The organism is Photorhabdus luminescens subsp. luminescens, from assembly GCF_001083805.1.
Taxonomy (GTDB): domain Bacteria; phylum Pseudomonadota; class Gammaproteobacteria; order Enterobacterales; family Enterobacteriaceae; genus Photorhabdus; species Photorhabdus luminescens.
Map to the genome: position 1 here is coordinate 76485 of NZ_JXSK01000014.1, position 12408 is coordinate 88892.

15 protein-coding genes and 2 pseudogenes are annotated in these 12408 nt (G+C 42.0%); 2 read left to right on the forward strand and 15 right to left on the reverse strand.

Annotated elements, in window-relative coordinates:
* Positions 1-63: 63 nt before the first annotated feature.
* The 7 genes from rpsG to fkpA form a co-directional block, all read right to left on the reverse strand.
* Positions 64-534, reverse strand: a complete 471-nt coding sequence (gene rpsG / locus TI10_RS22860; protein ID WP_011144816.1) for a 30S ribosomal protein S7 — start codon at positions 532-534, stop codon at positions 64-66.
* A gap of 97 nt (positions 535-631) precedes the next feature.
* Positions 632-1006, reverse strand: a complete 375-nt coding sequence (gene rpsL, locus TI10_RS22865) for a 30S ribosomal protein S12 (protein WP_011144815.1) — start codon at positions 1004-1006, stop codon at positions 632-634.
* Between the two features lie 135 nt (positions 1007-1141).
* The gene (gene tusB / locus TI10_RS22870) at positions 1142-1429 is read right to left on the reverse strand and encodes a sulfurtransferase complex subunit TusB (protein WP_049585764.1); all 288 of its coding nucleotides are present in this window, start codon (positions 1427-1429) and stop codon (positions 1142-1144) included.
* Positions 1430-1449: 20 nt separating this feature from the next.
* Positions 1450-1809, reverse strand: a complete 360-nt coding sequence (gene tusC, locus TI10_RS22875; protein WP_049585765.1) for a sulfurtransferase complex subunit TusC — start codon at positions 1807-1809, stop codon at positions 1450-1452.
* A gap of 9 nt (positions 1810-1818) precedes the next feature.
* A complete protein-coding gene (gene tusD / locus TI10_RS22880; protein WP_049585767.1) occupies positions 1819-2214 on the reverse strand; it encodes a sulfurtransferase complex subunit TusD in 396 nt (131 codons plus the stop codon).
* A complete protein-coding gene (locus tag TI10_RS22885; protein ID WP_049585768.1) occupies positions 2214-2936 on the reverse strand; it encodes a helix-turn-helix transcriptional regulator in 723 nt (240 codons plus the stop codon). The genes tusD and TI10_RS22885 overlap by 1 nt, the downstream gene beginning before the upstream one ends.
* Positions 2937-3243: 307 nt before the next feature.
* A complete protein-coding gene (fkpA, locus tag TI10_RS22890; protein ID WP_049585769.1) occupies positions 3244-4017 on the reverse strand; it encodes an FKBP-type peptidyl-prolyl cis-trans isomerase in 774 nt (257 codons plus the stop codon).
* Positions 4018-4266: 249 nt separating this feature from the next.
* On the opposite strand from fkpA, the gene TI10_RS22895 reads away from it, so the two are divergent.
* Positions 4267-4485 (forward strand): protein SlyX, encoded by a 219-nt coding sequence (locus tag TI10_RS22895; protein ID WP_049585770.1) that lies wholly within the window; start codon positions 4267-4269, stop codon positions 4483-4485.
* 104 nt (positions 4486-4589) lie between these two features.
* On the opposite strand, the gene slyD is transcribed toward TI10_RS22895, so the two are convergent.
* The 4 genes from slyD to kefG form a co-directional block, all read right to left on the reverse strand.
* Positions 4590-5165: a peptidylprolyl isomerase gene (gene slyD, locus TI10_RS22900; RefSeq protein ID WP_049585772.1), complete on the reverse strand. Its 576-nt coding sequence runs from the start codon at positions 5163-5165 to the stop codon at positions 4590-4592.
* 88 nt (positions 5166-5253) lie between these two features.
* The gene (locus TI10_RS22905; protein ID WP_049585774.1) at positions 5254-5457 is read right to left on the reverse strand and encodes a YheV family putative zinc ribbon protein; all 204 of its coding nucleotides are present in this window, start codon (positions 5455-5457) and stop codon (positions 5254-5256) included.
* Positions 5441-7285: a glutathione-regulated potassium-efflux system protein KefB gene (gene kefB, locus TI10_RS22910; protein ID WP_049585775.1), complete on the reverse strand. Its 1845-nt coding sequence runs from the start codon at positions 7283-7285 to the stop codon at positions 5441-5443. The genes TI10_RS22905 and kefB overlap by 17 nt, the downstream gene beginning before the upstream one ends.
* Positions 7286-7288: 3 nt before the next feature.
* Entirely contained in the window at positions 7289-7840 is a 552-nt protein-coding gene (kefG, locus tag TI10_RS22915) for a glutathione-regulated potassium-efflux system ancillary protein KefG (RefSeq protein ID WP_049585776.1), read from the reverse strand.
* A gap of 122 nt (positions 7841-7962) precedes the next feature.
* On the opposite strand from kefG, the gene TI10_RS22920 reads away from it, so the two are divergent.
* Positions 7963-9888, forward strand: coding sequence for an ABC transporter ATP-binding protein (locus TI10_RS22920; RefSeq protein WP_049585777.1), 1926 nt, complete (start codon positions 7963-7965; stop codon positions 9886-9888).
* A gap of 200 nt (positions 9889-10088) precedes the next feature.
* Here TI10_RS22920 and TI10_RS22925 read toward each other — a convergent pair whose 3' ends face one another.
* The 4 genes and pseudogenes from TI10_RS22925 to TI10_RS24345 form a co-directional block, all read right to left on the reverse strand.
* On the reverse strand, positions 10089-10979 hold the full coding sequence (locus tag TI10_RS22925; protein WP_049585778.1) for a LysR family transcriptional regulator: 891 nt from the start codon (positions 10977-10979) through the stop codon (positions 10089-10091).
* Positions 10980-11376: 397 nt separating this feature from the next.
* Positions 11377-11771 (reverse strand): annotated as a pseudogene (locus TI10_RS22930) (DUF1240 domain-containing protein).
* A gap of 25 nt (positions 11772-11796) precedes the next feature.
* Positions 11797-12191, reverse strand: a pseudogene (locus TI10_RS22935) (DUF1240 domain-containing protein).
* A gap of 25 nt (positions 12192-12216) precedes the next feature.
* On the reverse strand, positions 12217-12408 hold a 192-nt coding region (locus TI10_RS24345; protein WP_155416503.1), incomplete at its 5' end, for a DUF1240 domain-containing protein.

Below are 12408 nucleotides of genomic sequence, written 5' to 3' on the forward strand. Positions count from 1 at the left end.
AGGACGTTCAATGTAAATCTGGGTGGCAGAGCAGCCACCCAGGGCATCATCACTACGATGGAATTACCAACGGTAGTGTGCGAACGCCTTGTTAGCTTCTGCCATACGGTGAACGTCTTCACGTTTCTTAACAGCAGTGCCTTTATTTTCGGCCGCATCAGATAATTCGTTCGCCAGGCGCAAGGCCATAGATTTATCACCGCGTTTACGAGCAGCTTCAACGATCCAGCGCATTGCTAACGCATTGCGACGAACCGGACGAACTTCAACTGGTACCTGATAAGTAGAACCACCAACACGGCGAGATTTAACTTCCACGGTTGGACGCACATTATCCAATGCAAGTTCAAACGCTTCCAGGTGTTCTTTACCAGAACGCTGAGCCAGGGTCTCAAGCGCACTATATACAATTGCTTCCGCGGTAGATTTTTTACCATCTACCATCAGGATATTGACAAATTTGGCCAGTAATTCAGATCCGAACTTTGGATCTGGCAGAATTTTACGCTGACCAATTACACGACGACGTGGCATGGAAATACTCCGTTTCGAATTCAGGGTTGTCCAAAACTCTACGAGTTTATTTTGACATTAAGGTAAATAATGTTTGGCCTTACTTAACGGAGTACCATTAAGCTTTTGGCTTCTTCACACCGTACTTAGAACGACCTTGTTTACGGTCTTTAACACCGGAACAGTCCAGCGCGCCGCGAACAGTGTGGTAACGCACACCTGGCAAGTCTTTAACACGACCGCCACGGATCAGAATTACGGAGTGCTCTTGCAAGTTGTGGCCTTCGCCACCGATGTAAGAAGAAACTTCGTAACCGTTAGTCAAACGCACACGACAGACTTTACGCAGTGCAGAGTTTGGTTTTTTAGGGGTGGTGGTATATACGCGAGTACATACGCCACGCTTTTGCGGGCAAGCTTCCAGAGCAGGAACGTTGCTTTTTGCAACCTTCATGCTACGGGGTTTGCGCACCAGCTGGTTAATAGTTGCCATTATTAAAAAAACTCCTGGTTTTTTTGCTTCGTAAACACGGATTAAATCTCTTGTCTGCCCAACGGCAAAACACGAGGACGCGGAATTTTATGGCTGACTCGCAAGGGTGTCAAGAAATATACAGGTTTTTCTCAACTACCAAGCGAATTGTTGATGGTGTTTTACCGTCAGGTTAACAAAGTCAGTATAGTCGATCACTTGCACTTTGTCTGAAATCTGTTCGTTCAATCCCCGCGCTTCAATATCCTCTTTCAGCGCATATAAGGCAACACCACAACTAATCAGAGTCGGCAGATAGCAATTACCTTCAATTCCTGCCAGTACGCCATCCTGAATAAACAGGATGTCATCACCACGGGCAAGTAGCTTGAATATCGCATTGAAATCACATTGATAAGGCGATCGGCCAACAGTATATAGCATATTATTGTCCTTCCTATAGCTCAAAATGTCAGCACAACATCATAGTCAACCAGCTTCTCACGGATTGTTTCTGCGGGTATCACTTCCGTATCCAGAACAAAACGATTGATTGAGCTTAACCCACGCATTACAAGGTCTTCCTGGCACAAATAGCACTCGTCAATATCGTACAAAGGCAACACCTTGAAAGTAGCGATATAGTTTCTGGCGAGAATTCTGTCAGGCTGCTGATCCGGTAGTAGTTGGAATACGCCGTCAGAAATAAAAAATACACCTATCTTTTCTGTTAATGCCGAAGTTGCCAGCAATGCATCTAAACCTTCCCTACCCCCTGCATCGCCATGAGGCGCTTTAGTGAAGACAAAAGCAATTTTTTTCATTTTTGCCTCTCAGAATTGCACCACACGGTCGCAAGTCAACATAGCCTCAGCCAGCGTTCCCAATCCACTTAATTCAAATCCTTCAGCCAGATTTGCTACCGGTAAATTCAGCTCACTTGCCTGCTGAGCATCAAGCACGCCACGGCGAAGAGCAGCGGCAATACAAATGTGCATACTAAACCGGCGCTCCGCCGCCATCATCTGCCATGCGCTAACCAAGTTAAACTCATCACTGGCAGGCGCAGTCAATTGATTGCCGTTATAAACCCCTTCCCGATAAAAAAATACGGTATTAAGTTTATGCCCCATCGTAATTAAGGCTTGCGCGAATTGGTAAGCGCTGCTGGCTTGTTGGGCGCCATAAGCTGGCCCCGTGACCAGCAGACAATAAGACAACGAAGACATTACCGCTCAGGCCCTAAACATTCACCATTTTTAAACTGGCGAATATAGAGATAAACAGTATGTTTAGAAATATTTAAACGCTCAGCAACCTGATTGATTGCATCTTTAATATCAAAAATGCCTTTCTCATAGAGATTCAGAACCACCTGCCTGTTCTTAGCATTATTGGATACACTGCGATCAATATTGACTTCCTCGATAGTATATTCCAGCGTTTGCGCGACCAAATCATCCACGGATGAAGCAAAATTTACATTTGGGGCGACATCATGTGTTTCCTCTGGAATAAATGTCTGAATAATTTCAGAGAAAGGGACATCAAGATTCATATTAATGCACAGAAGACCGATCACGCGGCGGTTCCGGTTGCGGATCGCAATCGTGACTGACTTCATCAATGAACCGCTTTTCGCCCGGGTAAAATAGGCCTTAGATGCACTACAATCTTCGTCTGTGATGTCATGCAACATACGCAGAGCAAGATCAGTAATAGGGGAACCTATTTTACGACCTGTATGTTCTCCGTTGGCTATTCTGACGGCTGAACATTTAAGATCTTCCAATGAGTGAAGGACAATCTCGCAATGCCCACCAATCAGCATAGCCAAGCCATCAACTGCGGCTTCATAAGATTTTAAAATTTCGTGGTCCGTTTCAGTAAACGGCTGGTTTTCCAGTAGATCGACATCACTGATATCACTAGATAATAACGGGTTAGACATTCAATACACCATCCTTCAAACGCAGACAACGTCTTGTTAAAAATACAACGTGGTCTTGCTAAAAACACAACGTGATAAACCTATAAAAATTTCTTGTGAAAACTCAATTTTTGCAGCTTAACAGAGATTTTAATCAAAGATCTTTACATTCACATGAAATATTGACGTTAAAACCACATGACATCATCGTCAAGCCATTGTTACTCAGACATTTGGTCTCTATCACAGCTTTCAGTAACAAAAAACCGTTGACAGAATCTCTATCAACGGTTTTATCCATATTCATCAAAGATATTTAGCGAACAGCTTACTTAGCTTTGGTATCCTTGGTATCCGCTTTAATATCCAACAACTCAATATCAAATACTAATGTAGAATTTGCAGGAATACCTGGCAGATCCGCTTTACCATAGGCCAGCTCTGGTGGAATAACCAGTTTAATTTTTCCACCTTTTTTCACATTCTGTAAACCTTCTGTCCAACCAGGGATAACGCTATCCAAACGAATAGAAAGCGGCTCATTACGCTTATAAGAGCTATCGAACTCTTTACCATCAATCAATGCCCCACGGTAGTTCACAACTATCGTGTCGCTTGCCGCAGGTTTCTTACCACTGCCGTCCTTCTCTATTTTATACAAAAGGCCGGTTTTGCTCTTAACGACGCCTTTTTCCTTAGCAAATTCTTCACGATATTTAGCGCCCTTAGCTTCATTCTCGCGAGCTTCTTTTTCCATCTTAGCTTCAGCGGCAGACTTCACTTTCCCTTCAAATGCACGCAGCGTATTTTCAATTTCGCTGTCAGTCAGTTTGCTCTTGTTGTTAAAAGCATCCTGCACACCCGATAACAATTGATCTTTATCCAATGGGATACCCAGAGATTTCTGTTCTTTCAGGGTGTTTTGCATATAACGCCCTAAAGATGCGCCCAGAGCATAAGCGTTTTGCTGATCTTCTGTTTTAAATGCGCTGTTCAATTCCGTGCTACTCTGACTATCAGCTTTAGCCGCCAACGCCTGAGGGGCGCTGAAAGCCATCGCTAATGTGGTAGCAAGCAGGGTAACTTTAAACAATGATTTCATCTGTTTCTCCAATAGATTTGGGGGATTTTACCGTCAGCAAAAGTTATGCAATCAAGTCACTATAACTGCCTACAGGAGCACAACACAATAATTTGCTGTTTTAGTGCCCCAAACTTATTAAGACAACATAAATGGCAAGAGGTTTCATAACAACCGCATTTCACAGAATATTCTGGGCATAGTAGGCTACTCTTAATTAATATGAAGCATTTAACACTAGCAATACAGGACTTGAAATGGGAGGAGATCATGGATCTGTCAGAATTTGAGCAACGGCTTGAGCATTTGGAAAGTCGAATTGCCTTTCAAGACATAACTGTCGAAGAATTAAATCAGGTAGTGACTGAGCAGCAAATGGAGATAGCTAGATTAAAAGAGCATTTGCGGTTGATGACAGAACGATTAAAAGCCACTCAACCCTCAATGATCGCTTCACCATCTGAGGAGACGCCTCCGCCTCATTACTAGAAAGACATAAAATTACAATAAACCAGGGCAAGTATCGAAACTGAATATTCCAAACTTGCCCCGCTTTTTTTAAATATTAAAAATGCACTATCCGCTTTAGCTTATCAGTGGCAACCACCGCCGCCGCATCCGTGTCCTTCATCATGATGGTGATGATGGCCGTCGTCATGGCCGTGACCACCACAACAACCTCCCTCGCCATGCTCGTGACCATGAGCGCCATGAACATGACCATGAGCCAATTCTTCTTCAGTCGCTTCACGAATGGCAATGACTTCAACATTGAATTTCAGATTCTGACCAGCCAGCATATGGTTACCATCAACCACAACATGCTCATCTTCAACCGCTGTAATTTCTACAGGTACTGGCCCCATATCGGTATCAGCCAGGAAACGCATGCCAACTTCTAGTTCATCAACCCCAACAAAGACATCTTTTGGCACACGCTGAACCAGATTGTCATCATACTGACCATAAGCATCATCAGCCTGCACGCTGACATCAAAATTCTCACCCGCCTCACGGCCTTCTAGCGCCTTTTCCAAACCGCTAATCAATGAACCACGGCCATGCAGATAGTCCAACGGCGCACTCGCCGGTGCCTCATCAACTAAAACACCATCTTCTGTTCTTACTTGATAAGCCAAACTGACTACCAAGTCTTTTACTACTTTCATGATATCTCCTACCCGTGGGTCTAAAAATTTTTACCGATTGTAGCGGAATTTTCAGTCTCTGTACTCACTCGCGCTAATATTCACATAATTATTGTGGGGTAAAAATACCAATAACCTGCTCCTGCTTTCTGACATGAGAAGCCACTTTCTCATCAGTCTGGCGTTGTTGGCGACCGCAATGGACACATTCCACCACATCCACCTGATCTTCTTGCCACATTGCCAATGTGTCCTGAGAATGACATTCTGGGCAGACAGCGCCAGCAATAAATCTCTTACGACTTACTGACATGATTTGCTCCGCTATTATTCATGTATTCATGCTCATTCCAACCATCCGGTTGGTGACGTTCATTTAGCATTTCCCGTTCGAACAGCTCTTCCAGTTCCCGCCGCGCCTCTTTTATACGAGATATGTGCGCCACATCACCCTGTAGTTGCGGCATAAGCTCTCTCAGCATTCGCATATCTAACCGCTGGAAATGTTGTTTTGCACGATTAGCTTTATGCGGATGCATGCCCAATTCGATTAAGGTTTTACGCCCCAGTTCCAGAGCACTGGAGAAAGTCTCGCGGGTGAAATTTTTTACTCCATTTTGCAACAATTCATGCGCTTCCAGACGTCCTCTAGCCCGCGCCATGATATGCAGATTCGGGAAATGTTTCTGGCATAAATGAACGATCATCATGGTATCTTCCGGCTCATTACAGGTGATGACTATCGCTTTGGCTTTATCCGCGCCTGCCGAACGTAGCAGCTCTAATTCAGCCGCATCGCCATAATAAACTTTATAGCCATAACGCCGCATCGTACTCACAGCGCTGACATCGCGTTCTAACACCGTTACACGGATTTTATTCACCATTAGAAGGCGACCGATTACCTGTCCGAACCGGCCAAAGCCTACTAAAATCACCTGTGGATCATCATTTTCCACAAAGGGCTGTTCATCCGTCTCTTCTTGGGCATTATAACGGCGTGCCAGAATAGCATCTATCAATTGCATGACAAGGGGCGTCGTCATCATTGATATCGTCACCACCACCAGCAATAAAGCCATCTGCCCGCTATTGAACACATGCTGGCTCAATGCGGCAGAAAACAGAACAAAGGCAAATTCTCCCCCTTGGCTAAGTACGCCGGAAAATTGCAGGCAGGATGAACCCCGTAAGCCGGCACTCATTGCGATGAGATACAGAACGATGCCTTTCACAATCACCAAAGCCAGCACACCAAGTAATACTTCGGACAAATGTATTAGTAGTACCCCCAAATTCAGAGACATACCGACCGAAATAAAAAACAGTCCCAGCAGTAATCCTTTAAACGGCTCTATGGATATTTCCAGTTCATGGCGATATTCGCTATCTGCCAGCAATACCCCGGCGATAAAGGTTCCCAGCGCCATAGAAAAGCCGAGCGTTTCCATAAACAGCGCTGAGCTGAGCACCACCAGTAACGCAGCCGCAGTAAATAACTCACTGACTCCAGCTCTGACAACCAAACGAAACAAAGGACGTAGCAGATAACGGCCACCGAGCAACATGCCAGCAAAAGCAGCAATTTTTAACGCTATTCGATACCAGTCGCTGGATGCCGTTCCGCCGGCCAACAGAGGAATCAATGCCAAAGCCGGGATCACCGCCATATCCTGAAACAGCAAAACCGAGAATCCAAGCTGCCCGCCTTCATTGCGGTTCATGCCCTTCTCTTTCATGAGTTGCAGGGCCATTGCCGTTGAGGACATCGCCATACCGATGCCACCGATAACCGCCGCTTGCCATGAAAAATCGGTCAGATATAGCAATACAGCCAGCACACTCGCCGTGAAAATAACTTGAGCAGCACCGACACCAAAAATAGATCGCCTGAGTTGCCAGAGCTTAGAAGGGTTGAGTTCAAGGCCGATGATAAACATCAGGAAAACAATCCCCAACTCCGAGAAATGAAGAATATCATCAACATCCCGGATAAAGCTCAACCCCCACGGACCAAGGACAATCCCTGCTAACAGATAGCCCAATACTGCTCCAATCTTGCATTTCTGTGCGATTGGCACTGCCACAACGGCAGCAAATAAAAACAATACACCGGCGCTCAATTGCGCTGAATGCTCCATAACTTATAGCCCTCCTAATGACAATGGCGATTTGAGCCATTCACGATAATCATTAGCATGGATGGCAAGAAGTTCAGGTTTTTGACGGCGAGCCCAATAAATAACAATTGGTGATAACCAATGCATACGGCACATCGCTGCGGTGAGTTCAAAAGGACGAAGGATCTCTTCCATTGGATAGAGATTATACCCATCGGCCCGGAAAGTGCTTTCTGGCTCCCCTGTAGTAATCACTGAACGCCAATATTTTCCCTGTAATGCCAACCCGCTAATACCACTGGCAAACCCCCGCGTCAGTACACGATCCATCCACTCCTTTAATAAAGCCGGACAACTGTAGGTATACAGTGGATGTTGAAAAACAATCACCTGATGCTCTCGAAGCAATTGTTGCTCATAATGAACATCAATAAAAAAATCTGGATAAGCTCCATATAAGTCGTGAATCGTAACATGCTCTAAACCCTGCACAGGTTGTAACAAAACACGATTTGCTACTGAATCCTGTGGCTCAGGATGGGCATACAGCAGCAGGACTTTAGGCGGCTGCAACATCGTTCCCTCCTCAAGAACGTGTCAGGACACGTATTTTCCGTTAACATGCATACAAAGTTACAAAATTAAAACGCTTATTATCTGTTATTGCTAATTTAACATATTTTATACAAACGATACTTATGATTGTTTTCTCTTCATTACAAATTCGTCGCGGAACCCGTGTTTTGCTGGATAATGCCAGCGCCACTATTAATCCCGGACAGAAAGTGGGTCTGGTAGGGAAAAACGGCTGTGGCAAATCTACCCTACTTGCATTATTAAAAAATGAACTTCAGGCTGAAGCAGGAACGTTCACGTTTCCCAGTAACTGGGCACTATCCTGGGTAAATCAAGAAACGCCGGCCTTGGAAATACCTGCTCTGGAGTATGTGATTGATGGTGATCGTGAATTCCGCCAACTGGAGCAACAACTACGGATAGCCAATGAAAAAAATGACGGTAATCTGATCGCTCACCTACATAGTCAACTGGACACGGTTCAAGCCTGGACCATCCGTTCAAGAGCATCAAGTCTGCTGCACGGCTTAGGTTTCTCTCAAGAGCAACTTGATCAACCTGTACGTGCATTTTCCGGTGGATGGCGCATGCGCCTCAATCTAGCTCAAGCACTACTCTGCCGTTCTGATTTGCTGTTGCTTGACGAACCGACTAACCATCTTGATCTGGATGCAGTTATCTGGTTGGAAAAATGGCTGAAAAGCTACCCCGGAACATTAATCCTTATCTCCCATGATCGGGATTTTCTCGACCCGATTGCTGATAAGATCCTCCATATAGAGCAACAATCTCTGTTTGAGTACAGCGGCAACTATTCATCTTTCGAACGCCAACGCGTAACCAAACTGGCGCAACAACAGGCCCTTTATAAAAGCCAGCAAGAGAAAGTAGCCCATCTGCAAAGTTATATTGACCGTTTCCGGGCCAAGGCCAGCAAAGCCAAACAGGCTCAGAGCCGCATCAAGATGTTAGAGCGGATGGAGCTGATCGCCCCTGCCCACGTTGATAACCCATTTCATTTCAGTTTCCGTAAACCGGAGAGTCTGCCAAACCCACTCTTGAAAATGGAAAAGGTCAGCGCAGGCTATGGCGAACGAACTGTTTTAAATTCCATCAAACTGAATCTGGTTCCCGGCTCCCGCATTGGTTTGCTTGGTCGTAATGGCGCAGGTAAATCTACGTTGATTAAATTGCTGGCTGGTGAACTGCAATCTCAGAGTGGAGAAGTCGAATTAGCTAAAGGGATCAAACTGGGGTATTTCGCTCAACATCAACTGGAATATTTGCGTGCGGATGAATCGCCATTACAGCATCTAGTCCGTATTGCGCCACAGGAAACAGAGCAGCAACTTAGGGATTATCTGGGTGGCTTTGGTTTCAAAGGCGATCAAGTGACTGACCCGAGTGGGCGCTTTTCCGGGGGAGAAAAAGCACGTTTAGTTTTGGCTCTGATGGTCTGGCAACGTCCTAACCTTCTGTTACTTGACGAACCAACGAACCATCTCGACCTGGATATGCGTCAGGCACTGACAGAAGCTTTGATCGACTTTGACGGTGCATTGGTTGTGGTTTCCCACGATCGGCATCTATTACGTTCAACAACAGATGAGTTGTATCTGGTTCATGATGGCCGGGTAGAATCATTCAATGGCGATTTAGAAGATTATCAACAATGGCTGACAGATCAACAACGTCAACAAAATCAGCAAATACGTGAAAACAACGATAAGGAAAAAGAGACATCTAGCCAAAGCGCTCAGGAAAGAAAAGATCAAAAACGGCGTCAAGCTGACTTCCGTAACCAAACGCAACCACTACGCAAACAGCTTGCTGATCTGGAAAAACAGATGGAGAAACTGGGTAACGAGCTGGTCGCACTAGAAAATCAACTTTCAGACAGCGCTATCTATGATAACAACCGTAAAACCGAATTGACTGAATACCTGCAAAAACAAAATCAGACCAAATCAAAACTGGAAGAAATTGAATTAGCATGGATGGAAATTCAGGAGCAACTTGAAAAAATGACGCAAACGTTTGAAGGATAAATGATTTCATAAATTATCATTCAATAAGAAAATAAAGCGGATAAAACAATCCGCTTTATTTTCAATAATATCCATATAGGTTCATTGCTGGAAAAACTCATTCCACACTATGAAAAAATAAGGTCAGATAAAATAGTCTCTTTCTCTTTGAAATGAATAAGAAGCAATTTCACCATATAAATAACCCCTGCTTTCTTCATTCACATACTATCAATAAATGAAGAGAATAATTCTGCTTCACTTATCAATCCATACTCAATAGCTGGGCTGCATAAAATACCAAAATCGACTTCCATATCGGTTTTCAACACATCTAATAAATCCAGATATTGTGATGGAATTGAACGAATAATTTTTTCCGGAACTAAAGAAAAACCATTGCGTTTAATTATCAGTTCAATCATTACCATAATATCATTCGTTTTTAACATTAAATTCATATTATTATCATAAATAGAAAATGCGTTAATGCCATCAGTAAAATCAATGGGTATATCATCCTCATCCATGCCAATAAGCTGATATAACGATGCCATTTCAGCGCTTAATTCTGTCAAACTCCGCAGCCAATCACTGCCTTTTTTAAAAAGATAAACCAGTTTTTCAGTAAAAATCTTTCTAGGCATAAGTGATGAAGTTAATGGCAGCGGAACAATGGCGATATGTAATAAACCAGAGTTTAATAGATTCATTTGCTGCTCGAATGTCAGACCGGTAATGAGGACAAACACGACTTTTTCCTTCCTATCTAGAAAAATCCGCTCTTCCACTTTTCCAGAATCATAAATAGGAAAACAAGAGCTAACATAAAGGTAATGTGGCGAATCATCTTGCAAATCATGATTAACCTGAATCTGAAACTGCTCAAAATGACCCAGTAATTTCTGAGCATTCTCAAAAGTTTTTTGTCCAAAATCAGTTAATCTGGTGCCACCTCGTCCTCTGGAAAACAAAAGCGCCCCGAATTCCTCTTCCAGTGCATTAATTTTCTTAGTCAGCGCAGGTTGTGAGATATGTAGTATTTGCGAAGCCTTGTGGTAATTAAGTGTTTCGGCTAATACGATAAAAGCTTTGATATTACGTATATCCATATCTCCACCATTTAGGTTTATCTTTCATACGTTATTATTTCAATAACAACCAAACAATTTATACTTAACTTAAATTAGTTAAACAGAGATTAAACAACAATTATAAGATGATCAATTAATTTATTATAAAAATGTTGATATAATTTATTTTTACCATAATTCCTTTCCGCTCTCTAAGATAAATTATTAAATAATTCATTTAAATTAAATGCGTTAAAAGATAATAAATTTCCCGATTTTTAGGTGTTTTCCCTACGGTAACTCCTATGCATTCTACGGCATGTATTTTCGACTATATAGGATAGAGAAATATAGCTATTAATCTTAATTTTTAAATCAAAATGAGGACGACTATACTAGATTGATCTTTCTCCTTCATCTGCTAATAAGACCAATATTAATCACATAATTTAATATCTTTTACATAGGTATTAGGCGACATCCAGGATATTCTTGGACATACTAAATAGTTTTCACTTTTTAATTTATAGTGCACATACAAAGATGTAGGAAAACTTAAAAAAAATGAAATAATGGCTATCGTCCCAAAACAGTTAACAAAACCATCATGATGCTTTGGAGAACGACCAGTTATACTGACAAAAATAACTGCAACCATATAATATAAAACCAAAGGAGAAGAAAAAAATATTATAACAACACCACCTGAGAATGTTATTTGTTCATCCATTTCAATTAAAGAAATTATATTTTCCCTGTCAAAAAGAAAGTGAATAACGCTAAAAGAAAAATAGCAATAGCGCCTATGATATGTATAATCTTTTTTCCCATAATGTCCCCAGTTATAAAGAAATTATCAATCACATAGTTTAATATCTTTCACATAAGTATTTGGCGACATCCAGGATATTCTTGGACACACCAAATAACCATCACTTTTTAACTTATAATTCACATATAAAGACGTCGGAAAACTTAAAACAATTGAAATAATAGCTATCGAAAAAAAATATTTAACAAAATTATCATGATGCTTTGGATAATGACCAGTCACAGTAACAAAAACAATAAAAAATGTAGCATAAGAGATCAAAGGAAAGAAAAAAATATTATAAAAACACCACCTGAGAATGTTATTTTTTCATCCATTTCAATTAAAGAAATTATATTTTCTCCTGTCAAGAAGAAAGTGAATAACGCTAAAAGAAAAATAGCAATAGCGCCTATGATATGTATAATCTTTTTTCCCATAATGTCCCCAATTATAAAGAAATTATCAATCACATAGTTTAATATCTTTCACATAAGTATTTGGCGACATCCAGGATATTCTTGGACACACCAAATAGCCATCACTTTTTAACTTATAATTCACATATAAAGATGTAGGGAAACCTAAAAAAAATGAAACAATAGCTATCATCCCAAAATATTTGTTAAAACCATCATGATGTTTAGGATAACGGCC

Excerpts from the sequence above, each read along its gene's own strand:
- slyD (WP_049585772.1), bottom strand. The coding sequence starts at position 5,165 with ATGAAAGTAGTAAAAGACTTGGTAGTCAGTTTGGCTTATCAAGTAAGA.
- tusC (WP_049585765.1), bottom strand. The coding sequence starts at position 1,809 with ATGAAAAAAATTGCTTTTGTCTTCACTAAAGCGCCTCATGGCGATGCA.
- TI10_RS22920 (WP_049585777.1), top strand. The coding sequence starts at position 7,963 with ATGATTGTTTTCTCTTCATTACAAATTCGTCGCGGAACCCGTGTTTTG.
- TI10_RS22885 (WP_049585768.1), bottom strand. The coding sequence starts at position 2,936 with ATGTCTAACCCGTTATTATCTAGTGATATCAGTGATGTCGATCTACTG.
- rpsG (WP_011144816.1), bottom strand. The coding sequence starts at position 534 with ATGCCACGTCGTCGTGTAATTGGTCAGCGTAAAATTCTGCCAGATCCA.
- TI10_RS22895 (WP_049585770.1), top strand. The coding sequence starts at position 4,267 with ATGGATCTGTCAGAATTTGAGCAACGGCTTGAGCATTTGGAAAGTCGA.
- kefB (WP_049585775.1), bottom strand. The coding sequence starts at position 7,285 with ATGGAGCATTCAGCGCAATTGAGCGCCGGTGTATTGTTTTTATTTGCT.
- tusD (WP_049585767.1), bottom strand. The coding sequence starts at position 2,214 with ATGTCTTCGTTGTCTTATTGTCTGCTGGTCACGGGGCCAGCTTATGGC.
- TI10_RS22925 (WP_049585778.1), bottom strand. The coding sequence starts at position 10,979 with ATGGATATACGTAATATCAAAGCTTTTATCGTATTAGCCGAAACACTT.
- tusB (WP_049585764.1), bottom strand. The coding sequence starts at position 1,429 with ATGCTATATACTGTTGGCCGATCGCCTTATCAATGTGATTTCAATGCG.
- TI10_RS22905 (WP_049585774.1), bottom strand. The coding sequence starts at position 5,457 with ATGTCAGTAAGTCGTAAGAGATTTATTGCTGGCGCTGTCTGCCCAGAA.
- rpsL (WP_011144815.1), bottom strand. The coding sequence starts at position 1,006 with ATGGCAACTATTAACCAGCTGGTGCGCAAACCCCGTAGCATGAAGGTT.
- fkpA (WP_049585769.1), bottom strand. The coding sequence starts at position 4,017 with ATGAAATCATTGTTTAAAGTTACCCTGCTTGCTACCACATTAGCGATG.
- kefG (WP_049585776.1), bottom strand. The coding sequence starts at position 7,840 with ATGTTGCAGCCGCCTAAAGTCCTGCTGCTGTATGCCCATCCTGAGCCA.